The 24381-nt window shown below is 71.0% G+C and carries 22 protein-coding genes; 11 read left to right on the top strand and 11 right to left on the bottom strand.

The genetic code is table 11. From position 1 onward, the window contains the following. Positions 1-59: 59 nt before the first annotated feature. Both AMA02S_RS44690 and AMA02S_RS14410 read right to left on the bottom strand, forming a co-directional pair. On the bottom strand, positions 60-194 hold the full coding sequence (locus AMA02S_RS44690; RefSeq protein ID WP_281181881.1) for a hypothetical protein: 135 nt from the start codon (positions 192-194) through the stop codon (positions 60-62). Positions 195-404: 210 nt separating this feature from the next. Continuing rightward, a complete protein-coding gene (locus AMA02S_RS14410) occupies positions 405-2297 on the bottom strand; it encodes an ABC transporter ATP-binding protein (protein WP_245667534.1) in 1893 nt (630 codons plus the stop codon). A gap of 328 nt (positions 2298-2625) precedes the next feature. On the opposite strand from AMA02S_RS14410, the gene AMA02S_RS14405 reads away from it, so the two are divergent. From AMA02S_RS14405 to AMA02S_RS14395, 5 genes are all read left to right on the top strand, one after another. Next, on the top strand, positions 2626-3753 hold the full coding sequence (locus AMA02S_RS14405; protein WP_084265147.1) for an LCP family protein: 1128 nt from the start codon (positions 2626-2628) through the stop codon (positions 3751-3753). 28 nt (positions 3754-3781) lie between these two features. Continuing rightward, complete coding sequence (locus AMA02S_RS14400) at positions 3782-4072, top strand: hypothetical protein (protein ID WP_067457802.1); 291 nt, start codon at positions 3782-3784, stop codon at positions 4070-4072. A 165-nt stretch (positions 4073-4237) separates the two neighbouring features. Beyond that, positions 4238-4396 carry a hypothetical protein gene (locus tag AMA02S_RS42860; protein WP_169806825.1) on the top strand — a complete coding sequence of 53 codons (159 nt, stop codon included), beginning with the start codon at positions 4238-4240 and terminating at the stop codon, positions 4394-4396. A gap of 169 nt (positions 4397-4565) precedes the next feature. Further along, on the top strand, positions 4566-4721 hold the full coding sequence (locus AMA02S_RS42855) for a hypothetical protein (protein ID WP_169806824.1): 156 nt from the start codon (positions 4566-4568) through the stop codon (positions 4719-4721). Between the two features lie 79 nt (positions 4722-4800). After that, positions 4801-5292, top strand: coding sequence for a glutathione peroxidase (locus tag AMA02S_RS14395; RefSeq protein WP_067457800.1), 492 nt, complete (start codon positions 4801-4803; stop codon positions 5290-5292). A gap of 88 nt (positions 5293-5380) precedes the next feature. Here the strand turns inward: AMA02S_RS14395 and AMA02S_RS14390 are convergent, their stop codons facing one another. The 4 genes from AMA02S_RS14390 to AMA02S_RS14375 all read right to left on the bottom strand — a co-directional run bounded on the left by AMA02S_RS14390 (position 5381) and on the right by AMA02S_RS14375 (position 11378). Next, positions 5381-5923, bottom strand: a complete 543-nt coding sequence (locus AMA02S_RS14390) for a methylated-DNA--[protein]-cysteine S-methyltransferase (protein ID WP_067457798.1) — start codon at positions 5921-5923, stop codon at positions 5381-5383. A 127-nt stretch (positions 5924-6050) separates the two neighbouring features. After that, positions 6051-8699: a DUF6493 family protein gene (locus AMA02S_RS14385; protein WP_067457795.1), complete on the bottom strand. Its 2649-nt coding sequence runs from the start codon at positions 8697-8699 to the stop codon at positions 6051-6053. Beyond that, positions 8696-10072 carry an SWIM zinc finger family protein gene (locus AMA02S_RS14380; protein WP_067457791.1) on the bottom strand — a complete coding sequence of 459 codons (1377 nt, stop codon included), beginning with the start codon at positions 10070-10072 and terminating at the stop codon, positions 8696-8698. Before AMA02S_RS14380 ends, AMA02S_RS14385 begins: the two co-directional genes overlap by 4 nt. Positions 10073-10130: 58 nt before the next feature. Next, entirely contained in the window at positions 10131-11378 is a 1248-nt protein-coding gene (locus AMA02S_RS14375) for a hydroxymethylglutaryl-CoA lyase-like TIM-barrel protein (protein WP_067457786.1), read from the bottom strand. A gap of 93 nt (positions 11379-11471) precedes the next feature. Here AMA02S_RS14375 and AMA02S_RS14370 point away from each other — a divergent pair, with 93 nt between their 5' ends. From AMA02S_RS14370 to AMA02S_RS14355, 4 genes are all read left to right on the top strand, one after another. After that, a complete protein-coding gene (locus AMA02S_RS14370) occupies positions 11472-12692 on the top strand; it encodes a citrate synthase (RefSeq protein WP_245667532.1) in 1221 nt (406 codons plus the stop codon). Between the two features lies 1 nt (position 12693). Continuing rightward, positions 12694-13053 carry a hypothetical protein gene (locus AMA02S_RS14365; RefSeq protein ID WP_067457777.1) on the top strand — a complete coding sequence of 120 codons (360 nt, stop codon included), beginning with the start codon at positions 12694-12696 and terminating at the stop codon, positions 13051-13053. Between the two features lie 47 nt (positions 13054-13100). Beyond that, positions 13101-13409, top strand: coding sequence for a DUF3817 domain-containing protein (locus AMA02S_RS14360; protein WP_245667531.1), 309 nt, complete (start codon positions 13101-13103; stop codon positions 13407-13409). A 77-nt stretch (positions 13410-13486) separates the two neighbouring features. Then, positions 13487-14410, top strand: a complete 924-nt coding sequence (locus AMA02S_RS14355) for a bifunctional helix-turn-helix transcriptional regulator/GNAT family N-acetyltransferase (protein ID WP_067457775.1) — start codon at positions 13487-13489, stop codon at positions 14408-14410. An 858-nt stretch (positions 14411-15268) separates the two neighbouring features. Here the strand turns inward: AMA02S_RS14355 and AMA02S_RS45005 are convergent. From AMA02S_RS45005 to AMA02S_RS43260, 4 genes are all read right to left on the bottom strand, one after another. Next, positions 15269-15523 (bottom strand): Type 1 glutamine amidotransferase-like domain-containing protein, encoded by a 255-nt coding sequence (locus AMA02S_RS45005; RefSeq protein WP_084265146.1) that lies wholly within the window; start codon positions 15521-15523, stop codon positions 15269-15271. A gap of 103 nt (positions 15524-15626) precedes the next feature. Further along, entirely contained in the window at positions 15627-16880 is a 1254-nt protein-coding gene (locus AMA02S_RS14350; protein WP_067457774.1) for a trypsin-like serine peptidase, read from the bottom strand. A 473-nt stretch (positions 16881-17353) separates the two neighbouring features. Next, entirely contained in the window at positions 17354-17917 is a 564-nt protein-coding gene (locus AMA02S_RS44685) for a CocE/NonD family hydrolase (RefSeq protein WP_218004965.1), read from the bottom strand. Then, positions 17841-19280, bottom strand: a complete 1440-nt coding sequence (locus AMA02S_RS43260; protein WP_084265144.1) for a CocE/NonD family hydrolase — start codon at positions 19278-19280, stop codon at positions 17841-17843. Before AMA02S_RS43260 ends, AMA02S_RS44685 begins: the two co-directional genes overlap by 77 nt. Before the next feature lie 522 nt (positions 19281-19802). Here AMA02S_RS43260 and lon point away from each other — a divergent pair. Together lon and AMA02S_RS14335 are read left to right on the top strand one after the other, a co-directional pair. Further along, on the top strand, positions 19803-22199 hold the full coding sequence (gene lon, locus AMA02S_RS14340) for an endopeptidase La (protein WP_067458918.1): 2397 nt from the start codon (positions 19803-19805) through the stop codon (positions 22197-22199). Positions 22200-22337: 138 nt separating this feature from the next. Next, a complete protein-coding gene (locus AMA02S_RS14335) occupies positions 22338-22820 on the top strand; it encodes a VanZ family protein (RefSeq protein ID WP_245667529.1) in 483 nt (160 codons plus the stop codon). A gap of 25 nt (positions 22821-22845) precedes the next feature. On the opposite strand, the gene AMA02S_RS40255 is transcribed toward AMA02S_RS14335, so the two are convergent. Next, positions 22846-24345, bottom strand: coding sequence for a nitroreductase family deazaflavin-dependent oxidoreductase (locus AMA02S_RS40255; RefSeq protein WP_084265143.1), 1500 nt, complete (start codon positions 24343-24345; stop codon positions 22846-22848). Positions 24346-24381 lie beyond the last annotated feature (36 nt).

The raw sequence follows: 24381 nt of genomic DNA, 5'->3' as shown, positions 1-24381 counted from the left end.
GACCTCCCCCGTGCGCGGTCGCTGCGGGAGGACGCCCCCTCCCGCAGCGACATCACGCCTCAGGTGCGCTTGCCGAGCATCTTGGTGTAGGTCGCGCTGCCCATCGCCACGTTCGCGAACGCCGGGGCGTCCTTCTTGGTCTGGCGAAGTTCGTCCCGGACCAGGTCGCGCAGGGACTTACGGTCCGCACTCATACTGTTTCCCCCTCTCAGGATGATCGCCGCCCGACAATGTCGTGATCCATTATCAGGCGATCTCGGCGGATGGGTAACAGTAGATATATTCGTTATCAACCCGCTGTTTAGCAATGGCCTTGACCAAGCTTTGACTCAATTGTCTGCACGCTTGTTCGATTGCATTGCGGGTGTTATTGCCCGATCGGGCGGCGGTTCCGGGTGGTGCGCCTAGGCGGCCGGGGGGTCGGCGGCGCCGTACGCGGCTGCCTGGAGGGAGTACAGCTCGGCGTAGAGGCCGCCGTGCGCCATCAGGGTGTCGTGGTCGCCTTCCTCGATCACCCGTCCGTGCTTGAGCACGTGGATCCGGTCGGCGTAGCGGACGCTGGCCAGCCGGTGCGTGATGAGCAGGACCGTCCGCCCGTCGGCGTGGGTACGGATCCGCTCGAACAGCAGGTGCTCGGCCCGCGCGTCCAGGGCGGCGGTCGGTTCGTCGCAGATCAGCAGTGGGGCGTCCCGGTAGAAGCCGCGGGCGACCGCGAGCCGCTGCCACTGCCCGCCCGACAGCTCGGCGCCGCCCTGGAAGCGGCGGTCCAGCAGCGTGTCGTAGCCGCGTGCCAAGTCGGCGACCACCTCGTCGGCTCCCGAGGCGCGGGCGGCGGCGAGGACGGCCGGGTCCTCATCCCCGGAACCCGCACCGGTGGCGGTGTGCGCCCCGCCGCCGACGCCCGTTCCGGGCCCGCGGCCCATGGTGATGTTCTGCCGCGCGGTCATGGGCCAGTGCGTGTACTCCTGCGCGATGACGGCGACGCGCTGCCACACGTCCTGCGGGGGGACCCCGGTCAGCGGGACCCCGTCCCACCGCACCTCGCCCTCGTCGGGGTCGTACAGCCCCGCCATGACCCGCGAGAGGGTCGTCTTGCCGGAGCCGTTCTCGCCGACCAGCGCGACGACCTCGCCCTTGCGCAGCTCCAGCGAGACGCCGTGCAAGGACGGGGAGTCGGCGCCCGGATAGGTGAACGTGACGTCCTTCACCTGGATGCGGGCGAAGTCGTCCGGGAGCCGCCGGCGGTCCTCGCACTCGGACGCGTCGGCCTCGCCCGGCAGGGCGCGGCGCGGGATCCTGGCCTCGGCGGCGTCGCAGAAGGCCAGGTAGTCGCCGAAGTACAGGCCCTCCTCGTAGCACTGGTTGACCGCGAACACCAGGTTGGCCAGGGACGTCTGGCCCGCCTTGATCGCCAGGACGGCCGTGCCCGCCACCGCCAGCGGCACCGCTCCCTGCCACAGCATGAGCCCCAGGGCGACATACACCGCCGCCGTCGCGACGCCTTGCAACATGTCGCCGGTGACCCGGGCGAGGGTCTGGCGGCGCGCCAGGTCCAGCTCCACGGCGCGCTGGTACGCGGCGAACCGGTCGTACTCCTCCAGCAGGAACGGTCGCATCGTGAACGAGCGGATCTCGGCCGCGTGCCGGCGCTCGACCATCAGGTCCGCGAGGATCCACTTGCGGCGGACGACCTCGACCAGCGCCAGCTCGGTCAGGTAGCCCATGCGGGCGCTGCGGACCGAGGCCCAGCCCTCGGGCAGCGCCGTCAGCAGGAGCAGCGGCAGCAGCAGCGGGTGCAGGACCCCGAGCGTCCCGGCGGCCGCCGTCATCCCGACGGCGCCGGTAAGCACGTCCACCGCGTGCCGGACGACCCTCGGCGCCGCCAGCATGCCCCGGCTCCGCGCGCGCTTCAGCTCGTCCAGGAAGTCGGAGTCGTCGAGCGCGGGCAGGTGCACCGCGGTGGTCGCCTCGTACAGCCGCAGTTCCACGAGCCGTTCCACCTGCGGCTCCAGCCGCGCCTGGGCCCAGCCCGCGCCCGCCTGGAGTCCGGCCCGCAGCGCCGCCGCGCCCGCGACCAGCGCAAGCGAGGGCAGCGCTTCGCGGACCCGTCCCGGCGTGGGGCCGCCGCTGAACAGCGCCGTGAGCACGCCGGTGGTCGCCAGCAGTCCGAAAGCGGTGAAGATGCCGGCGAGGAGATTGAGGGAGATGGTCACGATCGTGTCGGTACGGCTGGCCCGCCAGGCCAGTCCTGCCGCCTGTGCGATGACCGACGGTAGGCGCCGGGCCATGGTGCTCATCCCGGTCTCGGCCAGTTCACCGGTCCGCGCGTGCCAGTTGTGGGTGGACAGTTCAGGGAGAGCGGACGCCGCCGTACGCGTGTCCCGCCTGCCCCTCTTTCTCCCTAAGCCTCTGCTTCCTCGCCGTTCGCCCCTGTCCTTGTCGCGTCTTTCTCGCCGCGGGCCCATCCGTCGTCCCTCGCTCACACGTACCACTCCCCGCAGGCAGTGTGCTCCGCGAGGAGGAGGCTGTCCGCTACTTATGTCACATAGCGTGGTGATTTGGAGCTGTGGACAATCATGCGCCGGAAGGACGCGCCCGACGTCCCGGTTGTCTAGGGTCTACGACATGAGCGACGGCTGGCCGGACGGCTGGACACGCAAGGAGGGCGAGCGCGTGGCGCGCAGCAGGCACGAGTCCGTTTCCGCGGAGCACCCGCACGAGCGGGACCCGTACGCGGACCGGTACGCCGGCGACCAACTCGCCGGAGGCCGGATCTGGCAGGACGGCTCGCGGGCCGGGCGGCGCCGGCGGCGTTGGCCCTACGTCCTCGGCGTCCTGTTCACCGTCCTGGCGTTGGTGCTCGTCGGCGGGTACTTCTACCTCGACTCCCGGCTCAAGCGGGAGTCCGTCCTCGTCGACTATCCCGGACGGGTCGCCGACACCCCCGGGACCAACTGGCTGATCGTGGGCTCCGACAGCCGCGAAGGACTGTCCAAGGCCGAGCAGAGGAAGCTGCGCACCGGTTTCGCGTCCGGCCGCCGCACCGACTCGATGATGCTCCTGCACTACGGCTCGGGAGGCAGCTCGCTCATCAGCCTCCCACGTGACTCCTACGTTCCGATCCCGGGCCGTGGGTCGAACAAGCTGAACGCCGCCTTCGCCTTCGGTGGGCCCAAGCTGCTCGTCCAGACGGTGGAGCGGAGCACCGGCATCCATATCGACCACTACGCCGAGATCGGCTTCAACGGCTTCGTGGGCGTCGTGGACGCGGTCGGCGGCGTGGACATCTGCGTCAAGGACAAGATCAACGACCCGAAGGCCGGGCTCAAACTCAGCCCCGGCTGCCAGACGTTGAACGGCGGCGAGGCGCTCGGGTATGTGCGGACCCGTGCGTTCGCCCGCGCCGACCTGGAGCGCGTCGAGCACCAGCGGCAGTTCTTCGGGGCGCTGATGAAGAAGTCGACGAGCCCGGGTGTGCTGCTCAACCCGTTCCGTGGCGTCCCGCTCGCGATGAACGCCACCAGCAACTTCCTGGTCGACGACAACGACCACCTCTACGACCTCGTCCGGATGATGTGGGCGATGAAGGGCGTCAGCGGCGGGAACGGCGTGACGACCACGGTCCCCATCGGGGGCACCGGCAACGCGGCCGGTGTCGGCGCCTACATCACCTGGGACAGGGCGAAGGCGGCCACGCTCTTCGACGCGCTCAAGTCCGACAAGTCAATCCCCGACAGCGTCGTCACGAAGTGATATCTGCCCCGTTGGTTAGAGTCGGGGCATGGCCGATGTGACACCAGACCGGGCGGAGTTGGACGACCTGCCGTCCAAGGAGCTGTACGACCGCGCGATGAAGCTGGCCAGGGAGCGGCGCGACGTCGGCTTTCTGTGGGAGCTCTTGCGCGCCATCCCCGCCGCCGCGGCGGCCACGGGGGAGGTGGACCGAGCGGAGTTCGACCTCCTGCATGGAGTGTCGCTGTTGGAGGAGTTCACGCACGCGGGGGAGGGTGAGCTCGCCGACGCCCTCCGTCCGTTCTACATCGACTACCTCGCCACGCACGGCGCGTCCTGATTTCGGCGGTCTTCCGCGCCTGATTTCTCGCCCGGCCCCGGCCTTCTGACCAGGGGTGCCAGAAGATCAACCGGAGATGGCGCCGTCTTTACCGCCGGTTGCTCTCCGTTCGCCCCCCACGGGGCACTACTCTCTGTAGGCAATTGACCGCAGAGGGTGGTTGAAGTGAACAAGAAACATCTGAAGGTGGCCAGCCTCGCCTTCGTGGTGTGGTACGTCATCAGCAGGCCCGAAGGGGCGGCGAGTCTGGTCAATAACGCCCTGGGCGGCCTCGGGAACGCGGCAGAGTCGTTGTCCCAGTTCATGAGCGCGATCCCGAGCTGACGCGGCTCCTCCAGCCCCGTGCCCGCCGTGGGCGCGGGGCTTTTTCACGTCCGGGCACCGCGCGCCGGCGCCGCTGTCACAGTAAAATCTCGCTTTGCGGTCAGACGTGGCTGGGCACAATCAGATCGGGTCATTGTGTCGCTGCGCTACTACAGGGACGGCGTTACGGATGAAGAAGAACCTCCGCTATGTGGCGATCGCCTTCGTCATCTTCTACCTGCTGAGCTCGCCGCAGGACGCGGCAGGCGTGGTGAACAACGCGTTCAGCCAGCTCGGCACGGCGGGCGACCAGCTCGCCTCGTTCGTGAACGCGTTGGGGAGGTGAGGCCGCGCCGGCGTTTGGCGGAGACGCCGGCCGCGGCCGCACCACGGGCATGTCGGTCCGATCTCCTAAGATCGGCCGCATGTCTGTCTTCGACGTAGAAATTGATGGTCTGCGGGGAGGATCCGCGGACCTCGGTCAGTACCGGGGCAAGGCCGTACTGGTGGTCAACGTGGCCTCCAAGTGCGGCCTGACCCCGCAGTACTCCGGTCTTGAGCGGCTGCAGGAGCGGTTCGCCGAGCGCGGCTTCACCGTTCTCGGTGTTCCCTGCAACCAGTTCATGGGCCAGGAGCCGGGTACCTCGGAGGAGATCGCGGAGTTCTGCTCGGCGACCTATGGGGTCACCTTCCCGCTGACGGAGAAGGTCGAGGTCAACGGCGACGATCGGCATCCCCTCTACCGGGATCTGGTCGGCACGCCCGACGCCGAAGGCCACACCGGCGACATTCGGTGGAACTTCGAGAAGTTCCTGATCGGCCCGGACGGCGCCGTCACGGCGCGGTTCTCCCCCCGGACCGAGCCGGAGTCCACCGAGGTGGTCGCCGCCATCGAGAAGAACCTCCCGCCCGTGTGAATCGCGCCACATGGCGCTGTAGCCCGCCCGGCACGGCGCGTCCGTCGTGCCGGGCCGCCGCGGCGCCGGGCCGGCCGGCCTTCGCGGGTCAGGGGGCGTTGGTGATGTCCCAGTCGAGGGTGGCCGGGATGGAGCCTTCGAGAGTGAGCAGCCAGCGTTTGACCTCGACGCCGGAACCGCCGCTGTAGCCGCCGAGGCCGTTGGAGGCGACCACCCGGTGGCAGGGCACCACCAGCGGGATCGGGTTGCTGCCCATCACCTGGCCGATGACCTGGGCGTGGACCCCGGTGCCGCTACGGTCGCCCAACTCGCCGTAGGTGACGGTCCGGCCGTAGGGGACGGATTCGTGCAGCGTGGTGAGCACCTGCCGCTGGACGTCGGACGTGAGCCGCCAGTCGATCGGCAGATCGAAGCTCTTGAGGTCGCCGGAGAAGTAGTCCCGCAGCGCGGACAGCGCGGGGGCCAGCCGGTCGGGGGCGTCCACGACGGGCAGGCCGGTCGCCTTGGCCGTGCGGGCGCGGGCGGCGGGAGTGTCACGGAAGTGCAGCGAGACGATCCCCGTCTCCGTCTCGCCCACGAGCAGGCGGCCGAGCACGGTGTCGGCCGTACCGAACGCGAGGGTGTCGTTCATCGTTCAGGCTCCTTCCCGGGTGGACAGCTTGTCATGAGGGTCCGTCATTCCTCTTAACACCGGCCGGACCCCGTTCGTTGCGCGGCGGCGGGCCGGCGGCTCGGCGGGCGGGGCGGCCCAGCCGGCGTCAGGGTGCGGCGACCAGCGTGCGGTGGAGGTGGGCGGCCTCCTTGACCAGGCGGCTGGAGCCGCGGCGGGACGCGACGACCTCCAGGGCGGGGATGGCGCCGCGCGCCCCGCCGAGCTCCGCCGTCCGGGTACCGAGGGCGATGAGGTCGGGCAGACCGGCCGGCGCCCGGGTGCCGGGTGCCGGCAGCGCGGCCGGGAGGGCCGCCGCGATGATCGCCCATACGTCGGCGTGGGCACCGGCGTCGGCGGCCGCGCCGAGCGCTCTGGCGATCCGGGTGGCCTTCACGCGGCCCCGCGCGGCCAGCCGCCCGACGGCCGCGCCGAGCTCCACCGTGGGCAGCCGCCCGCGGCCGCTGAGCGCGAGCAGTGCCTCGACGGCGTCGGCGCGCTCACGCGCGTGTTTGTTGCCGAGCGCGCCCGCCAGCACCGTCGCGGTGGCCGCGCCGGACGGCCCGTCGGCCTCCGCGAGGGCGAGCATGGTGCCGCCCTGGCCCCACTCGTACTCGTCGGTGCCCGCCAGGTACGGGACGAGATGGGCCGCGGCGACCTCGCGGTGGGAGGGCGTCACGGCGGGCCAGGACCAGGTGGAGGCGCGATGATCCGGCCTGCCGGGGTCCGTCCAGCCGCGCTCGGGGAAGGCGCAGACCTGGACGATGTCGGACGGGGCCTCGCCGCGCAGCGTCACCGTGGGCAGGAGGCGGGTCGGGAGTCGCAGCGTCCGCCCGTCCAGCAGCGCGGCCGGCTCGTCCAGGATCCGGCAGTCCACGGCAGGGTCGGCCAGGCCGCCGGCGGCGAGCCACGACGCCAGGGCCCGTCCGGCGTCCGAGTCCAGGGCCTTGGCGCGGGTCATGGCGTCTGTGTCGATCGTGCGGGGGACACGCAGCATTGCCTGGACGAGGTCGGCGCGGCCGGGCTCGAGCCCGGCCTCCTCCAGCCGTTCCAGGCGCCGGACGAGGACGCCGGCGTCGACATGGCCGCCGCCCTCGGTCGGGGTGGCGAGGAGCAGCGGGACCACCCCGACCGCCGCCGCGGTCTCGCGCCTGCGCCAGCGGAGGAACCGGTCGAGCTGGGGGGTGTACGTCGTCCCGGAGCCGCCGAGCCGGCCTCTGACGAAGGCGGCGCGGGCCTCGGCGACGTGCGGCACCTCCGGCAGGAGCAGGCTCCGGACGGCGGACAGGACCCAGCGTCCCTCCGCGTAGGAGCGCCGGTACCCGTCGTCAGCGCCCGCCACCCACGGATCGTCGCCGACGGCCCTGCCGAAGGCGTCCCGCGTCGCGGCGAAGTCGTGGAAGGCGTGCTCGATGAGCGCGGCCAGGAAACGTTCGTCGGCGACCCATCTCTCGGGCGCGTGGGCGAGCGCGCCGAACTCCGCGACCAGCTCGGCGAGTGAACCGATCGGTGGCGGCAGGTCGCGCGGCACGAAGGGTGGTGGTCCCGCCGGCACCGGTGCCGCGGCGGCGGGCTCGGCGACCGCGCCGAACGCGGCGGCGACCGTCGCGCGCAGGCCGGCAGGGAGGTCGGCCGCCGCGGTGCGGACCTCATCGCGGGCCTGCGCGCCCGCCTCACCCGCATGCCGGACCACGATCTTGACGGCGCGTTCCCGCAGGTCGAGGGCGTCCGAGGCGAACATCGCGGTGGCGGCGCGCAACGTCGCGTCGATCCGGTCGAAGGGCCGGGCCGTCCGGTCGAGCCAGCTCAGGGTGGCCCGGACGAGCTTCTTCTCGGGACGGAACAGCAGTGCGCTGATGGCCTCCTCGAACAGCGCCCCCTCCAGCCGTCCGAGGTCGTCGGCACGGCGCACCTCGCGGAGCGCCAGGTCGGCGACGGCGGGCGGCGCGGTCGGCAGCAGCCGGACATAGTCCCGCGTGCGGGCGGCCGATTCCTCGTCCGTGGGATGCAGGTCGTGATGGAGAAGGACGAACCAGCGCAACGTGTGCGGTGTACCGCCGCGCAGGAAACGGTTGACGCACCCGTCCAGGAGGGCCGTGCGTTCGAGTCGTTTGGCCTCGGCCAAGGTGACCAGTGCGTTGATCCAGACGCGCCTCCTGTCGTCCGCGTCCATCGCGAGCGCGACAACCACCCCGTCCGTCTCGAACAGCTTGGGGACGAGCGGCTCCAGGAACGGGTCCTCGCCGAGGGACGCGGCGTCGGCCCCGCCGAACACCCAGCCGATGACGAAGCCGTCCGACACCGGGGGCTCCGCCCCGGCGGACAGCGCGAGCGTCGCCGCCATGTGCCAGAGGGGAAGATCCCGCCAGACGGCGTCGGCGGTGCGGATCCGGGCGGCGACGCGGTGCGCGACCTCCGCGCGCCACTCGTCCGGACGCGCGGCGGTGACCGTGCGCACCGCCGCGCACAGGTCGTCGTAGCGTTCCGACCCCCACGGGACCTCCAGGTCCCGGCGTGCGAGCCAGGCGGCCGCGGTGGCGGCGCCGCCGATCGCGCCCGCGCCCGCCACCAGCAGGGACTCGATCCTCCGCCGGTTCAGCAACCCCCATTCCGATGCCGCGCGCAGCTCCTTCGACAGGGCGGGGAGCTCCTTGGCGACGGTGCGGCGGCCGGCGGTGTCGAGCGCCGCGACCAGGCTCGCGGTCCTGGTGAGGTCACCGGAGTCGATCGCGGTCCGGACGGCGTCCCACGAGCTCATCGGCCGGCCTCGACGCTCACGGCCGCGCCACGGCGGACGATCCTGGCCGCCAGGACGTGCTTGCACGGGCCGCGCTCGCCCCGGTGGTCGAACCACCATGGGCATGTGCAGGAGGCGCGGTCGCGGTCGAACCGTACCTGGCGGTCGCCGCCGTTGCTCACCACGATCGCGGTGTTCTCATCGACGAACCGCACGGCGCTGTCATCGGCCAGCGCGCGCGCCGAGCGCAGCCGTGGGTTGAGGTCGGCGACACGCGCCGGATCGTACGGGAGCTCACGATGGAAGAAGGCCGCCTCGGCACTATCGAATCCCACCCGGCCCGAGGTGCCCAACTGGGTCAGTGCCGCTCTCGTCCGGGCCAGGTCGAGACCCGAGCGTTCGGACAGCAGGTCTGGGTCGACGCACGGTTCGAACGACAGTTGCGCGCCGAGCAGATCCGCGTCGCCGGCCGCCTCGTCGGTCGCGAGAGCCTCCAGGACGGCGCCCTCACCGGAGAACCCTCGCGCGGGCTGGGGGGAGAGCGCCAGCACGTACCGCATCCCGGGAAGTTCCAGCTCCCACGCGCTCGACACAGGACCGCTCGTGTTCGTGACGGACGGCCCGTACACCCGCAAGGCGCGCGCGAAGCGGAGGAGCGGCAGCATGGTCTGCAGCCGGTTCGCCCCTGCCAGGCACACGGCGCCGGGCATCGGACGGGACGCGACCCGTAGTGTCCGTCCGGCCGACACCGCCCAGAGGGTCTCCCGCGCGCGCTTGGGGAGCGACCGCAGCAACCGCACGGCGTCAGGGGCCTTCAGTTCCGCCCGGGGATCGAACCCCGCCGTGATGACCTGGACCTCGGCGAAGCCGCGCAGCCACCGCTCCGGGAGCGGCACCTTCTTCTCCACGACCGCGCCGTCCAGCGTCGTCACCGCCAGTTCCTCCGCGCCGACGGCGAGGTGCAGCGGATCGGAGCCGCCCACCCGGGCGAGGGCCTCGCGCAGGGGGTTGTTCACGTCCACGTTGGTCGTGCCGCGCTCGTGGACCTCCCCGTCCATCGCCTGCTCCAGGACGTCCAGCCGCGCGTACACCCCACCGCAAGCGGAGAACGACTCCAGCCGGAGGCGGTCGCCGTTGCAGGTCACGACCGGATCGCGGAACGCGGTGGGACGCGGCTGGTGGTAGCGCGTCCGGGCGACGTCGGCCAGCGCGAGCAGCGCCGCCGCGGCCGGCGCCGCCTGGGTGAGCACGCCGCTGAAGAAGTGCGGATGCGGCCGCGGACCGGCCGTCGTCGTCCCGCCGGACGTCGACAGGCCGAGCAGCCCCCCGTCCAGCCCGGACGGGCGCGTGTAGGTGTAGGACTGCGCGGCCCCTGCCGCTGCGGTGGTCGCCATGCCGGAGAACGTAGAGTGCGCCGCCGACAAACTCCGGCGAATCCCTCAATCCGAGAGGTCAGGCGCCAGGAATCTGGTCCGGGAAGAGCAGCGCGAGCTCGCGTGGGTATCCGGCGATCAGCCGCAGCTCGTCGTCGGTCAACGGACGTCCCGTCTGCGCGTTGCACAGCTGGACGAGCGTGAACGCCAGGTCCTCGTCCGCTGGTTCGATGCCCAGCCCGTCCATCACGTGCTTGAATCCGGACTTGCCGCCGTACTCGCCGGTGAGGACGACCCGTCCGCGACGCGCGTGCCAGTCGTCCGGGAAGGGGCCGAGGGTCTCCTCGTCGTACAGCTCGTAGTTGCCGTGGTCTTTCAGCGCACCGTCCGCGTGGATGCCGGACTCGTGCGCGAAGGCGTTCCGTCCGACACCGACCTGGTTGTAGGGGAGGGGCTGGCCGAACGCGTAGCTCGCCCAGAGCGCGAACCGGCGCGCCCACGACAGGTCGATCGGATCGCCGAACTCGGCGCTGTGCCCTTCCAGCCCGAACCCGTGCCGGAACGCCAGGATCGTCGACAGCAGATCCGCGTTGCCCGATCGTTCGCCGATGCCGTTCACGCACGTGTTGATCCATGCGTCCTGGCCCGCCTCCAGGTCGCCGAGCGCACCGGAGACGGAGTTGGCGACGGCGAGGCCGAGATCGTTGTGGCAGTGCGTCTCGACGGGCATGCCCACGGCCGCCGCCAGTTTCGCGAAACGCTCCCGGATCCGCTCCGGCGTGTCGCCGCCGATCGTGTCGCAGTAGCGGACGCGGTCGGCGCCCGCCTCCTTGGCCGCCAGCGCGAACTCCGTGAGGAAGCCGTCGCCGGTGCGGGAGCCGTCCTCGGCGTTCACTCCGACCGTCGCCGCCCCGCCGGCCTTCGCCGTGCGCACCGCCGCGACCATCTCGCGGACGATCGCGTCCCGGTCCAGCCGCCCCCGGAACTTGTTCGCGAGCATGTAGTCGGACGTGGAGATCGACAGGTTGTAGTGGGCGAGCCCGGTGTCCCCGGCCTTCACCCGGACGGACTTCTCCACGTCCTCCGTGACCCCTCGGCACCACCCCGACAGCCGCAGCCCGCCGAACGCGCCGGCCTCTGCCAGGGCGAGCTGTGCCCGCACGTAGGGGGCCTCGTGGAACAGGAACGGGAAGCCGATCTCCGACTGCGCCGCGCCGAGCCGTCCCAGATAGAAGTTGACCATCGTCTTGCCGAACTTCGACAGCCCGGTCCGGGTCGTCTGCACGCCGTCCCGGTTGGTGACGTCGAGGAAGTGAATCTGAGGCATGGCCTCAGATTGACAGCACGATCCACATGTATCAATATTGATCAAAATCAATGTAAGAGGGGGAATGGGCTGGTGGATGGCTGGATCGACGCCGTGACAGCCGCGGAAAGGCTCGGTGTGAAACCCGCCACGCTGTACGCCTACGTCAGCCGTGGCGTCCTGCGCCGCAGGCATGCCGCCGACGGCCGGCGCAGCCTCTTCGACGCGGCCCAGGTGGAGGAAATGGCTCGGCGCGGGAAGCCCCGCCGTCCGCCCGGCCCGGGGGAGTTGGCGATCGAGTCGCAGATCACCGCGCTCGGCCCGGATCGCCCGTACCACCGGGGCCGCGACGTCCTCGACCTCGCGAGCGGCGCGGCCTTCGAGCAGGTCGCCGCCTGGCTCTGGACCGGTGCGCCGCCTTGCGCCGACGCCATCTGGAGCCCCCGCGCGGACGGCGTCGCGGTGGCCGTCGCCGCTCAGTCGGGCCTCCCCGCCGGGCTCCTGCCGATGGACCGCCTCCAGCTGATCGCCGCCGCCCTGGCCGCGACCGACCCCCTACGCCACCACCTGGACCCCGAAGGCGTGACCACCACCGCCCGCTCCCTCATCGCCGGTCTCGTCGAAGCCCTGCCGTTCGCGGGCGAACCCGTCCCCGAACGACCGTCCGCCACCGAACCGATCGCCGTGCGCCTGTGGTGGCGGCTCTGCCTCGATCCGCCCGAACCTGCGCTGCTGCGGGCCTTTGAGGCCGCGCTGATCCTGCTCGCCGACCATGAACTCGCGGCGTCCACGGTCGCCGCGCGGGTGGCCGCGTCCGTCCGCGCCGACCCGTACGCCGTCGTCGTCTCCGGTCTCGGGGTGCTGAGCGGGCCGCTGCACGGCGGCGCCTCCTACGGCGCCGAGCGCCTGCTCGCCGAGATCGGGGACCCGGCGGACGCGTCCAAGGCCCTGGACGGCAGATTGCGCGCGGGCGAGCGCGTCCCCGGCTTCGGCCACCCGGTCTACCGGTCGGGTGATGCCCGCTGCGCCTTCCTGCTGGACCTCGTCCGGGAGGCGGCGCACGGACACGAGCGCCTCGCCGCCGCCGAGGCCGTCCTGACCGAGGCACGGAGGCGGCGTCTGCCCCCGCCCAACATCGACTTCGCGCTCGCCGTCCTCGGTGCGGTCGCGGGGTTGGTCGCCGGTAGCGGGGAGGCGGTCTTCGCCGTCGCCCGCACCTCCGGATGGCTGGCCCACGCCCTGGAGGAGTACGGCCGCACGACACCGCTGCGCCCCCGGGCCGTCTACACCGGCACCCCGGTACGGACCCCCGGAGACCGGGGGTACGCTCAGTGACGTGCGACGGTTCCTCACCCCAGGCTGGCTCGGGCTGCATGCGCTGGCGATCGTCCTGTGCGCCTCGTTCCTCGGCTTCGGCTGGTGGCAGTACGACCGCGCCCAGGCGGGCAACGACCGCAGCTGGGCCTACACCTTCGAATGGCCGATCTTCGCGATCTTCGTGATCGTGATGTGGATCAAGATGATCCGGGACGAGCGGGACGGGGTGGAGCCGCAGGCGCCCCGGGTGATCGAGGAGCCCGCGGAGGCCGCCGTCAAGCGGGAGATCATCCGCCGGCAGGAGGAAGAGGACCCCGCCCTCGCGGCCTACAACCGCTACCTCGCGCGGCTCAATTCCGAATCGCACCGGCGCGACTGAGGGCCGCCTCGCGCGGTGGACGAAAGGTGTGTTCTGTGGAAGGCGCGGTGACCAGGTATCGCATCCTGGCCCTGGTGGTGGGCACGCTGCTGGTGCTGCTGGCCGTCGGCATGGTGCTGAAGTACGGGCCGACGGACGAGCCGGCGATGGCGGGCATCGTGGCGCCCGTCCACGGTGCGATCTACGTCGTCTACCTGCTGGCCGCCTACGACCTGTGGCGGCGCACCGGGTGGCCGGTGAGCCGGATGGCGCTGATCGTCCTCGGTGGCATCGTCCCGCTCATGACGTTCTTCGTCGAGCGCAGAGTCGTGCGCGACGCGCGGACGCTGGACGAGGGCGTCCAGGTCGGCGCCTGACGATCTTCTCCCCGGGGCTGGCCCGGCGGCCCCTCGTCCCGTAACGTTTGACGGAGTCAAATATTAGGAGGCGGGGGATGGGGGCGACCGACACCGACGTCGCTACGGTCCGGACGTTCAACCGGTTCTACACCGGGGTGATCGGCGTGCTCGGCGAGGGCCTGGTCCGCACGCCCTACTCCCTCACCGAGGCAAGGGTGATCTTCGAGTTGGCGCAGCGGGCGGACACCGAGGTGCTCGCCCTGCGCCGCGCGCTGGAACTGGACGCCGGGTACCTCAGCCGGATGCTCGCCCGCTTCGAGAGCGACGGGCTGGTGGTCCGCGAGCGGGCGGCGGGCGACGCGCGCCGGCAGATCGTCCGCCTCACCGCGCGGGGCCGGGAGGTGTTCGCGATGCTGGACGAGCGGTCCCGGGCGGAGATCCGCGGGCTCCTGGACGGGCTGTCCGGCGATGACCGGCACCGGCTGCTGTCGGCGATGCGCTCCATTCACGGCGTCCTCGACGACCGTCCGCGCCCGGCCGGGTTCGTCCTGCGCCCGCTCCGCCCCGGCGACCTCGGCTGGGTGGTGCAGCGCAACGGCGCGCTCTACGACGCGGAGTGCGGCTGGGACCGCACCTACGAGGCGCTGGTCGCCAAGGTCGTCGCCGAGTATGTCGATCAGCACGATCCGGAGCGCGAGAACGCCTGGATCGCCGAGATCGACGGCGTGGCGATGGGCGGTGTCTTCTGCGTCCGCCGCGACGACGCCGTCGCCCAGTTGCGCCTGCTGCACGTCGAACCCGAGGCCCGCGGCACCGGTATCGGCGCCGCCCTGGTCGCCGAGTGCGTGCGCTTCGCGACCGCGGCCGGCTACTCCGAGATCATGCTGTGGACGACCGCCCTCCAGCGTCCCGCGCACCGCGTCTACGAACGCGCCGGATTCACCCTGGAGACGGAGGAATCACCCGTTCGCCGTTTCGGAGACCTGATCAACGGTCAGGTGTGGCGCAAGAAGCTCTGACCACCGGCCGGGCAACGGGGCGGGCGTTGGTGGAGACGCTCGTCGGGGCCGGGGCCCGGGGAGGTTCGAGCCTCCGCGGGCCCCGGTTCGCAGCGATCCCTTACTGCGTGGTGGCGGCCGGGACGGGGGTCGGACGGAGTGCCGGCCGCCGTGTGCTCACCGGCTTCGCGCCGGTTCCGATCGAGGTTGCACCTCACCTCCCTTCCGAAGCCGACCGGGCGGGGGCGTGACATCCCGTCCGGTGGGGTGAGCGGGCGCCGGGGCGCCCGGTCGTGAGCGGGCCGGGCCGGCGGCGCTTCTCAAGGGCGCCGTCGGCCCGGCTGCGACGGACACCGGTGCCGCGGGGGCGTGCGGCGCCGGGGTCCTCGGCGGCGGGGTGGCTGCCGGTCGGGTAGGGCCGAGGACCCGAGGTGTGTCGCCCTGCCCCGGGCGAGGCGGGCGAACGCCCTCGGCCGTACCGTGGGGGACCGGCGTGAGGTGCGCGGTGATCCTCATCTGCCCCTCCTTCGCCTGGTGGTCTCCGGCCGGGTTCTTTGCCGCCCGGAGAACCTCTCCTTCACTCACTGTCACGATCTCGTTGCGGTAAGTACCCCCAGGTCATGCGCGTGTAAACCGAACCTGGCGCAAAGAATCAAGATCCCCTAGGAGCTTTGCCAGCCCATTGCCCAGCCGGTCGCGGGCGGGCTTTTCGAGGTGTTTCCGGTGTGGCCGGCAGCCCCCGGTGAAGCTCGACTGCGAGCCGGTCGCGAAGGTCGAGCGCCTGCGCCTCGATGGGGAGATCTATCGGTATGGCAAGTGATGGACTATTCGTCGGGACGGTGGCGTATTGGGCTTTTTCGTCCGGGCTGGTGGCGGGGCTCACGGTGAGTTTCGGATCGTCCAGGAGACGCCGTGGACGATGACGGTCTGGTCGTCGCCGATCGAGACGAATCGGGTCCGGCCGTCGTGTCGGAGGGCCTGCCGGTCGTGCCGTTCGGCGTTGCCGCGGTTGCGATGCGGTAGCACCGTGAAGGGGACGAGACCCAGGCCCGCGGTCGAGGTGACCTCGCCGGGGTCATCGTCGTCGCGGAAGAAGCGGTGGTCGGGCCCCGCGAGCGCGGCCCCGGCCGAGATGCCGGCGTAGGCCGTCGTCCGCCGACGGCTCGGCGGGAACGCGCTCGGCCGGAGGGGAGGACGCGATGTCCCCTCCGGCCGACTCTCGTAGGGCCTGAGGAGGTCAGGTCCGCAGCGCCGGGCCGCTGTTGTCGATCTGACCCGAGATCTCCGCGTAGACGAGGGTGATGCGGGTTCCCCAGTTCGGGCAGCCGCCGAGGTGGTGCAGCGCGATCACCTTGTGCGAGGAGGCGGCCAGCACCGGGGAGCCGGAGTTTCCGCCGGAGCTGTCGCACAGGTAGCCGGTGTTCACCCCGGACGACACACGGTCGATCTTGCAGTACGTGCCGCCGTCGCGGTCCTCGTAGAGGGAGAGGCGCTTGGGTTTGACGTCGCCGTGTCCGGCGATGTAGATCCGCTCACCGGCGACGGGCTCGCGCACGTCCAGGTAGAGGGTGCCGTACTTCTGGATCGAGGCGAAGTCGTTCACCGAGAACAGCGTGTAGTCCAGGGCGCTGAGCGGACTCGTCTTGATCAGTTCGGCTCCGCTGACCTTGGTGCCGGTGCGGGGGTCGTTGCCGCCGCACGTGGCGCACTGGTAGTCGAACTGGAACTCGCTGGCCCGCAGGTCGGCGGCGCTCTCCATGCAGTGCTGGTTGGTGAGCATGCGGTTGGTGTTGCCGACCCGCCAGGTGGTGCAGTGCCCGACGCCCTTGAGCAACTGGCGGGCGACCGCACCGGACCGGGCGTACTCGGTGGGGTGGCTGGTCTGGTAGCAGCTCACGTCGCGGCGGCCTTCCGCACCGCAGACGCTGAACGTGCCGGGGTTGGCCGCGGCCCGTTCGGCCTCGTCGAAGCCCCGGAAGTACGTGCCGATGCGGGCGCCGAACTCTCGCCGGGTCAAGTCGGCGGCGTCGTGCCGCGTCGCCGCGGAGTGCAGGGTGACCACGGCGGTGTCGCCGTCGACGGACATCGCGGCGAAGCCCGGCTTTCCGTGCACGGTGTGGCTGGAGTCACCGGGGAACCTCTGCACGGTCGGGTCGCCGTGGTAGGTGTGAACCTCGCGGCGGGTCGGGTCGGCGACCGTCACCCGGTCACCCGGCACCAGTTTCAGTGACGCGAAGTGCACCTTGATGTAGGTGGCGCCAGGCTCACGGATGACGACACGTGAGCTGTGGCCGGTGGGCGCGTACCGCAGAGCGGCTCCACTGGCCTTCTCCTCGCCGGCGACGGTCGGTCGGGTTCCGGCGGCGGGCGGTACCGCCTTGGCGGCGCTCGGCGATCGTGGCCCGGTGGCTTGGGCGGTCGGGCCCGGCAGGACGGACGCGGCCGCCAGCAGGGCGGCCGCGATGGACAGGATGCGTGGCCGGAGGAACACGGCGCACCTCCTCGGTTGCGGGGGGCAGGGGGTGTCCGGGGGGACGTCGTGGATGGGCGGGGGCTCCGGGCCGGGACGTCAGGAATGGGGGAGCTGTCCCGGTTGCTGGGGCGGGTGGGTCCGGCGTGAAATCGAACGCAGATGCACGTGCTCCCGTGGTCGATGACGCCGATGTCACCGGGTGTCACGCCCGGCGAGGACGAGATTGTGACATTCGGGATGCCGTCCTCATCACTCGCAACCTGGCATAGCTCCGGGGCTATCGATCCGGGGCCAGAGGATGCCAAGCGTCGGACGACTCAATGCGGAGGTCGAAACCCTGAGGCACGAATACAAGACAGCGAAATCCCTGCCTGATGGGTTCGAGGTATCCGTGGAGGTCTACGTGCGTGGGCAGCCGCCGCTGTCATCAGGTCCTCTGAGCCATTGGAAGGGGGTGGATGAACTCCGCCAGCGGGGCGAAGACGGGGAAGTCACCGGGCGCGGGGGGTGAGCGGGTCAGCCGGGCAGGGCACGGTGGGGAGGATGACGTGCGAGGCCCGCTGCGTGTCGTGGAACACAGTGCTGTCGGCGATGACGTGCCGCCGTTGTGTGCCGGGTGGTTCGCCGGTGTTTGGGTTGATGTCGAAGCGCGGGTGGTTGGAGCTTGAGATGTCGAGGCGGATCCGATGGCCGGCCACAAAGAGGTTGCTCGTGGGGTAGAGCGTGATCGTGACCTCGGTGATCTGGCCGGGGGGCAGCGGGCTCGGCGGGTCGCCGGCCCGGTACCTGAGCCGGATGATCGAATCGGTGAGGTTGAGGGCGTAGCCGTGGGGATAGGCCGCCGAGGGTGGGTAGAGGTCGATCAGCTTGGCGGTGAAGTCGGTGTCGGCCGCGGTGGTGGCGACCCACAACCGGACCTCGATCGGCCCGGTCACCTCAAGGTCGTCGACGAGCGGATCGGTCTGGAAGACCAGAACGTCAGCCCGTGCCGCGAGCGGCAGGTAGGGGCGGCTGGCAGCCGTACAGCTGCGCGGATTCGCGCTGGTCGAAGCCACCCGGTTCGAGGAGGTTCTGGACGCCCTCGAACAGGAATGTGTCCCGGGGGTGGGCGATCCCAGGTGGCAGGCCGGGGGCCTCGAACAGTGAGGACACGTTGCCGCCGATCGAGGGCACTGGGTCGGCCGGGTCGAACCGGTAGGTAGTCGAGGATCTGTCCACCGCGGGCGGCTGAGGGCTTAGGCCGCCGTCTTGGTGCAGGTAGTAGGGGACGTAGACGGTCCGCGCCAGTGGCCATTCGAACTCGTCACGCCATCGGCCGCCGTGGCTGAGCCGGCCCTGCGGCCCGCGTGCGCCCGATCCCCCGCCCATCACGAAGATCCGCACCGGCGGGTCATGGTCGGCGCCGTTGGGTCGCTCTTTGAGCCACCGGTCGTACCAACGCAGGTGAGTACCGATGACGTCGATGGCTGCGTCCTGGCCGAACCACAGGTCACCCGCTGACGTTTCCCCTGTCTGGTCGTGCGACCAGGGCCCCACGATCAGCTTGACAGGCCCGGTCTTGCGGGCAGACAGCCCCTCGAACAGCTCGAATGTGGCGCGAGTGTAGGAGTCGTACCAGCCGCCCATCAGCAGAGTGGGCGCATCGGTGAAACGGTCGAGATGGGCGGCCGGATTGATTCCCGGGTTCGTCCAGAAGTCGTCGTAGCGGTCGTGGGTGAGCAGCGCGAACGCCAGCCGCTCATACGGCGGGACAAGGGCGAGCTGAGTGGCTCCGGGCCGGATCGGCCAGCGTCGTAGCCATTGCCCGAACGGTATCGGGTCCAGGTTGAGGGCGGCATCCACCCACGGCTGTGCCTTGAGCGCCGCCTGGGTATTGCGTGCGGAATGCCAGAACAGCCAGGCGATCCACCGCAGTTCCAGCGCACCGCCGTGCCGGATCGAGCTGGTGTAGCCGTTGGCGCCGCTCTGGTTCGGCACGATCGCGGCCAGCCCTTCGGTGCCGGCGGCGGCGGTGGCCGTCTGCGTCCAGCCGAGATAGGAGGTGCCCCAGGTGCCGACCTGGCCGTCGCACCACGGCTGGGCGCGCACCCAGCCGACCGTGTCATGCCCGTCCTCGGCCTCGCAGCCGAGAAAGCCCAGCTCTCCCTCGGACCCGAAACAGCCGCGGCAGTCCTGGATCACCACAACGTATCCCCGTGCGGTGAACCAGTGCGCCCACTCGCTGTCCTCCCCGGCGGCGGACTTGTCGTACGGGGTCCGGACCAGCAGGGTCGGCAGCGCCGTGCCGACAACGCCGTCCTGCCCGGCAGGCCGGTACACATCCGTAGCCAGCCGCACACCGTCGCGCATCGGGACCATAAGGTCCGACTCCAGGGCCGTGTGATACATCGGCTCGGAGAAGCCTCCGTCGGCTGCCATGGAGACCTGCCTACCCAAGATCCAGTTACCGTGTCAACGGTCTTTCGGCAGGACCGCCCTACGAATCGCATCCGCGGCCACCTTGCGGACCCCGGCCATGTCATAGACGACCTTCATCCGCTTGCGGACGGACTCCCGATGCCGCTTGGCCGACCGAACCGCAGGGCGTCCCTGCTCGAGAGAGGCCTCTCACGCCTCTGCGAGATCGCCCCGGGGCTTCCCGTCGTCGGCGGTCGCCTACTCGATCTCGAAGCCGTCGACTGGCCGTACAGGCTCGCCCAACGCCACCGACAACTCAGTCGCGCACCGCGTACTGTGCCGCGCCGAGGTGCCGACTTGATCCGAACGTTGCAAGGTCGGCTGCATCCTGGGTCCGAAGGTGCAGGGTTCGCTCGGACGGGACACCAAGGGAGTTGATCGCTGAGAGCGAACGTTGCTGAGGAAACAAAATCGTGCTCCGTTTTCTTGAGTGTGGATGACTCAACTTGATGTTGGGTGACACACGCGGACTTGGAGCTGAGCATGAGCGAGACCCTGACGCTGCCGGTGCTGCCCCTGGACGACGGGGCCGTTCTGCCGGGCATGGTGGTGCCCCTCGACCTGTCCGAGAGCGGGGAGGTGCGGGCGGCCATCGAGGCCGCGCGTGCTGTGGCCCAGGCCAAGGGGCCGGGGATCCGGTCGGAGACCAAGCCGCGGGTGCTGCTGGTGCCGAGGCTCAACGGGCAGTACGCCGGTGTGGGAACGCTGGGCGTGATCGAGCAGGAGGGACGGCTGCCGGGCGGGGAGCCGGGTGCGGTCGTCCGGGGTGTGTCGCGGGTGCGGATCGGGACCGGGACGACCGGGCCGGGCGCGGCCCTGTGGGTCGAGGGAACCGTGATCGAGACCCCGCCCGCGAGCGGGCGCGCGGAGGAACTGGCCAAGGAGTACAAGGGCCTGGTCAGCGTCATCCTGCAGAAGCGCGGCGCCTGGCAGGTCGTGGACGTGGTGCAGCAGATCGACGATCCCTCCACGCTGGCCGACAACGCCGGATACGCCCCGTACCTGTCGAACGAACAGAAGATCGAGGTGCTGGAGACGCCCGACGTCGTCGAGCGGCTCACGCTGGTGATCGGGTGGGCGCGCGACCACCTCGCCGAGCTGGACGTGGCGGAGACGATCCGCAAGGACGTGCAGGAGGGGATGGAGAAGACGCAGCGGGAGTTCCTGCTGCGGCAGCAGCAGGAGGCCATCCGTAAGGAACTGGCCGAGCTGAACGGCGACCCCGCCGACGAGGAGGACGACTACCGGGCCCGGATCGAGGCCGCGGATCTTCCCGAGAAGGTGCGGGAGGCGGCGCTCAAGGAGGTCGACAAGCTGGAGCGGTCGTCCGATGCCTCGCCGGAGGGCGGCTGGATCCGCACCTGGCTGGACACGGTCCTGGACATCCCGTGGAACGAGCGGACCGAGGATTCCTATGACATCGCGGGCGCGCGCGCGATCCTGGACGAGGACCACGCCGGTCTCGACGACGTCAAGGAGCGCATCGTCGAGTATCTGGCCGTGCGCAAGAGGCGCGCGGACCGGGGTCTGGGCGTCGTGGGTGGGCGCAGGAGCGGCGCCGTGCTGGCGCTGACCGGCCCTCCTGGCGTGGGTAAGACCTCGCTCGGCGAATCGGTCGCGCGGGCCATGGGACGACAGTTCGTGCGTGTCGCCCTGGGCGGTGTCCGGGACGAGGCGGAGATCCGTGGTCACCGCCGTACATACGTGGGGGCCCTTCCCGGGCGGATCGTCCGGGCCATCCGTGAGGCGGGGTCGATGAACCCGGTCGTCCTGCTGGACGAGGTGGACAAGGTCGGCGCGGACTACCGGGGCGACCCGACCGCGGCGCTGCTGGAGGTCCTCGACCCCGAGCAGAACCACACGTTCCGCGACCACTACCTGGAGGTCGAGCTCGACCTGAGCGACGTGCTGTTCCTCGCTACGGCGAACGTGGTGGAGGCGATCCCCGGTCCGCTGCTGGACCGGATGGAGCTCGTCGAGCTCGACGGCTACACCGAGGACGAGAAGGTCACGATCGCCCGCGACCACCTGCTGCCGCGCCAGCTCGACAAGGCCGGGCTGGAGGCGTCCGAGGTCGGCTTCGGCGACGATGCGCTGCGGCTGCTGGCGGCCGAGTACACCCGCGAGGCCGGGGTCCGCTCCCTGGACCGCTCGATCGCGCGGGTGCTGCGCAAGGTCGCCGCGAACGTGGCGCTGGAGAAGGCGACCCTGCCGGTCGGTATCGGCGCGGACGACCTGAAGAACTACCTGGGACGGCCGAGGTTCACGCCGGAGGTCGAGCTCAGCAGGTCGGAGCGGCGGACGGGCGTGCCGGGCGTGGCGACGGGCCTCGCGGTCACCGGCGCGGGCGGCGACGTCCTCTACATCGAGGCGTCGCTGGCCGACCGGGAGACCGGTGACACCGGCGTGACGCTCACCGGACAGCTCGGCGACGTCATGAAGGAGTCGGCGCGGATCGCGCTCAGCTACCTGCGCTCGCGGGGCGCCGAGCTGGAACTGCCGGTCGGCGACCTGAAGGAGCGCGGCGTGCACGTCCACGTGCCCGCCGGCGCGATCCCGAAGGACGGTCCGAGCGCGGGCATCACGATGACGACGGCCCTGGCCTCCCTACTGTCGGGACGCCCGGTGCGCTCGGACGTGGCGATGACCGGCGAGGTCTCGCTGACCGGGCGGGTCCTGCCGATCGGCGGACTGAAGCAGAAGCTGCTGGCCGCGTCCCGGCTCGGCATCACGACCGCGATCGTTCCGAAGCGTAACGAGCCGGACCTGGAGGACGTGCCGGCCGAGGTGCTGGAGAACCTGACGGTCTTCGCGGTCAGCGACGTCCGTGAGGTCCTGGACCTGGCCCTCGAACCGGCCACCACGCCGGTCGCCGTCTGACCCGCACCGCCCCCGGGATCCCCGCTCCCGGGGGCGGTCGCTCGTATTCGGGCTGTCCCAAATGAAGGTCGTGCACCGGATTAAATGGCGATATCGCCTCATGTGCATACTTCGGAACGGAGCGGGGACCAGGGGTTCGTGGTGGTGCAGATGTGGCAGCCGGCGGCGCCCGGCAAAAGGCTTCCCTGGTGGATGATCGCCCTTCGGGTGGTCGCGGTGACGATCGCACTCGGCTTCCTCCTGGTGTTCTGCTATATAGCGTTCCGGCTCACGCTGACGCCTGTCCGCGATAATGGGCAGGCCGGAGGGAACACCGATCCGGGGCGCTCGCTGCGCTTTTATATGGACCGTCCGATCAAGGAGGCGGTCCTACAGATGGGCGGCAACCTGGTGTTGCTGGCGCCGCTCGGCGTGCTACTCCCCATCGTCTGGGTGAGCCTGCGCGGGCCGATCCGTCTGGCCCTTCTGACCGGCATGTTCTCCCTGGCCATCGAGACCGTCCAGGGCACTGTCGTGATAGGCCGCGCCTTCGACGTGGACGATGTGATCCTCAATGTGGCGGGAGTCGTCCTCGCCTATCTCTTGCTCGGACGGAAACTATCGAAATCTGTACGCGGCTGAATGGCGGCGCCGATTCGGCATGGAATCACCGTGGGGTCAGCCGGAAGATTCTCAGCTGGCGGTCCGTGCGTTCCACGTAACGGTCGTAGACGGGCCAGACCTCCACCAGGCCGGGCCAGACCTCGGCGCGTTCGGCGTCGTCGAGAAGGTGCGCGGTGACCGGCACGGTTCGGCCGCGATAGCTGACCTCCGCGTCCGGGTGCTTCATGAGGTTGCCCGTCCAGGCGGGGTGCTTCGCGCGGCCGAAATTGGACCCGACGACGAGCCAGCCGCCGTCCTTCTCCGGGAGGCAGGCGAGCGGCGCCCGGCGCGGCCGGCCGCTGACGGCGCCGGTCGTGGTCAGGACGAGGCTTGGGACGAGCGCTTGGCCCAGCAGGAGCCAGCCCCCGGTGAGCCTGTGCAGGGCCCGGTCCAGGGGAGGGACGACCTTGGGCCCCACCCTGGAGAACCAGGAGGCGCCGGAGATCCGCTGAAAGAGCGGGCCCAACGTGCGCTGGACGAGGCCGGGCATCGGCTGCTCGTTGGCGACGAGCCGCCCGGCTCTGCGGGGGTTCAGGTGGCCGCTCTCGGCCAGCCAGCGCACACTGTCGGCGACCGTCTCCTCGATCGGACGGAGCGTGAGGTCGAGCGCGTCCAGGATGGGGCGGTCGTCGGTCGGGACGAGCGTGACCATGAACTCGGCGGCGTCGCGGGTGAGCGGATAGCCGAAGGGGCGGACGTGCTTGGCGGCGTCCAGCACCGCCCCGAGACCCAGCAGGACGCCGCCCGGCACGGGGACGCGGCGGCACCGGACACCGGTCAGCGCGTCGCACAGGTCGGCGTACCGGGACCAGGCCAGATGGTGGCCGCCGAGAAGCCAGCGGCTCGCACCCTGGCGCGTCGCGACCGAGCGGGCCAGCGCCTCGCCGAGGTCGCGGACGTCCAGGACCGGCACGCCGCCGCCCGGCAGCGGCCAGAGCGTGCCGAGGGCCGCGGCGAGGCCCTCCATCAGCGAGTCCAGATGGGGTTGGTCCGGCCCGCAGACGCCGCCCGGATAGATGATCGTGACCGGTGCGCCCTCGTCCTGGAGACCGCGCACGTAGCGTTCGGCGGCCAGTTTGGAGCGGCCGTAGGCGGTGCGGGGTCTCCCGAGAGGCGCGTCCGCCGTGATGACCGGCGCGGACGGAGGGACGAACACCGCGATCGTGGACACGTGGATCACCGGGGCGAGCCCCTGTGCGACCGCCCCGCCGACCACGTTCCGGGTGCCGGCGAGATTGACCTCGACCAGATCGCGGCGCGTACCGGTCACGCCGACCGCGGCCGCCGCGTCGCAGCCCGACAGGGCCTCGGTCACGGCGGCGGCGTCCCGCATGTCACCGGTCACCAGTTCCACGTCGCCGACGGGGACGCCGATCGTCCGCAACACCCCGGCCGCCCTCTCCGGGTCCCGCACGAGCGCGCGCGGACGGTGCCCGGCGCCGAGCAGGGCACGGACGGTGAAGGATCCGACGAACCCGGAGGCCCCGGTGAGGAAGACCCGCATGGCCAACAAACTAGCTCCCGGTGCCGTCCGCGAGAG

It is taken from the genome of Actinomadura macra NBRC 14102 (genome assembly GCF_001552215.1).
Classification (GTDB): Bacteria; Actinomycetota; Actinomycetes; order Streptosporangiales; family Streptosporangiaceae; genus Spirillospora; species Spirillospora macra.
The sequence above is the reverse complement of the archived record's forward strand: the minus strand, read 5'-3'. Positions and strand labels throughout refer to the sequence as shown.

Excerpts from the sequence above, each read along its gene's own strand:
- AMA02S_RS14410 (WP_245667534.1), bottom strand. The coding sequence starts at position 2,297 with ATGAGCACCATGGCCCGGCGCCTACCGTCGGTCATCGCACAGGCGGCA.
- AMA02S_RS44690 (WP_281181881.1), bottom strand. The coding sequence starts at position 194 with ATGAGTGCGGACCGTAAGTCCCTGCGCGACCTGGTCCGGGACGAACTT.
- AMA02S_RS14355 (WP_067457775.1), top strand. The coding sequence starts at position 13,487 with ATGGGGGCGACCGACACCGACGTCGCTACGGTCCGGACGTTCAACCGG.
- AMA02S_RS14380 (WP_067457791.1), bottom strand. The coding sequence starts at position 10,072 with ATGGCGACCACCGCAGCGGCAGGGGCCGCGCAGTCCTACACCTACACG.
- AMA02S_RS43260 (WP_084265144.1), bottom strand. The coding sequence starts at position 19,280 with ATGGCAGCCGACGGAGGCTTCTCCGAGCCGATGTATCACACGGCCCTG.
- AMA02S_RS14390 (WP_067457798.1), bottom strand. The coding sequence starts at position 5,923 with ATGAACGACACCCTCGCGTTCGGTACGGCCGACACCGTGCTCGGCCGC.
- AMA02S_RS40255 (WP_084265143.1), bottom strand. The coding sequence starts at position 24,345 with ATGCGGGTCTTCCTCACCGGGGCCTCCGGGTTCGTCGGATCCTTCACC.
- AMA02S_RS14375 (WP_067457786.1), bottom strand. The coding sequence starts at position 11,378 with ATGCCTCAGATTCACTTCCTCGACGTCACCAACCGGGACGGCGTGCAG.
- AMA02S_RS42855 (WP_169806824.1), top strand. The coding sequence starts at position 4,566 with ATGAAGAAGAACCTCCGCTATGTGGCGATCGCCTTCGTCATCTTCTAC.
- AMA02S_RS14385 (WP_067457795.1), bottom strand. The coding sequence starts at position 8,699 with ATGAGCTCGTGGGACGCCGTCCGGACCGCGATCGACTCCGGTGACCTC.
- AMA02S_RS14400 (WP_067457802.1), top strand. The coding sequence starts at position 3,782 with ATGGCCGATGTGACACCAGACCGGGCGGAGTTGGACGACCTGCCGTCC.
- AMA02S_RS14405 (WP_084265147.1), top strand. The coding sequence starts at position 2,626 with ATGAGCGACGGCTGGCCGGACGGCTGGACACGCAAGGAGGGCGAGCGC.
- AMA02S_RS14395 (WP_067457800.1), top strand. The coding sequence starts at position 4,801 with ATGTCTGTCTTCGACGTAGAAATTGATGGTCTGCGGGGAGGATCCGCG.
- lon (WP_067458918.1), top strand. The coding sequence starts at position 19,803 with ATGAGCGAGACCCTGACGCTGCCGGTGCTGCCCCTGGACGACGGGGCC.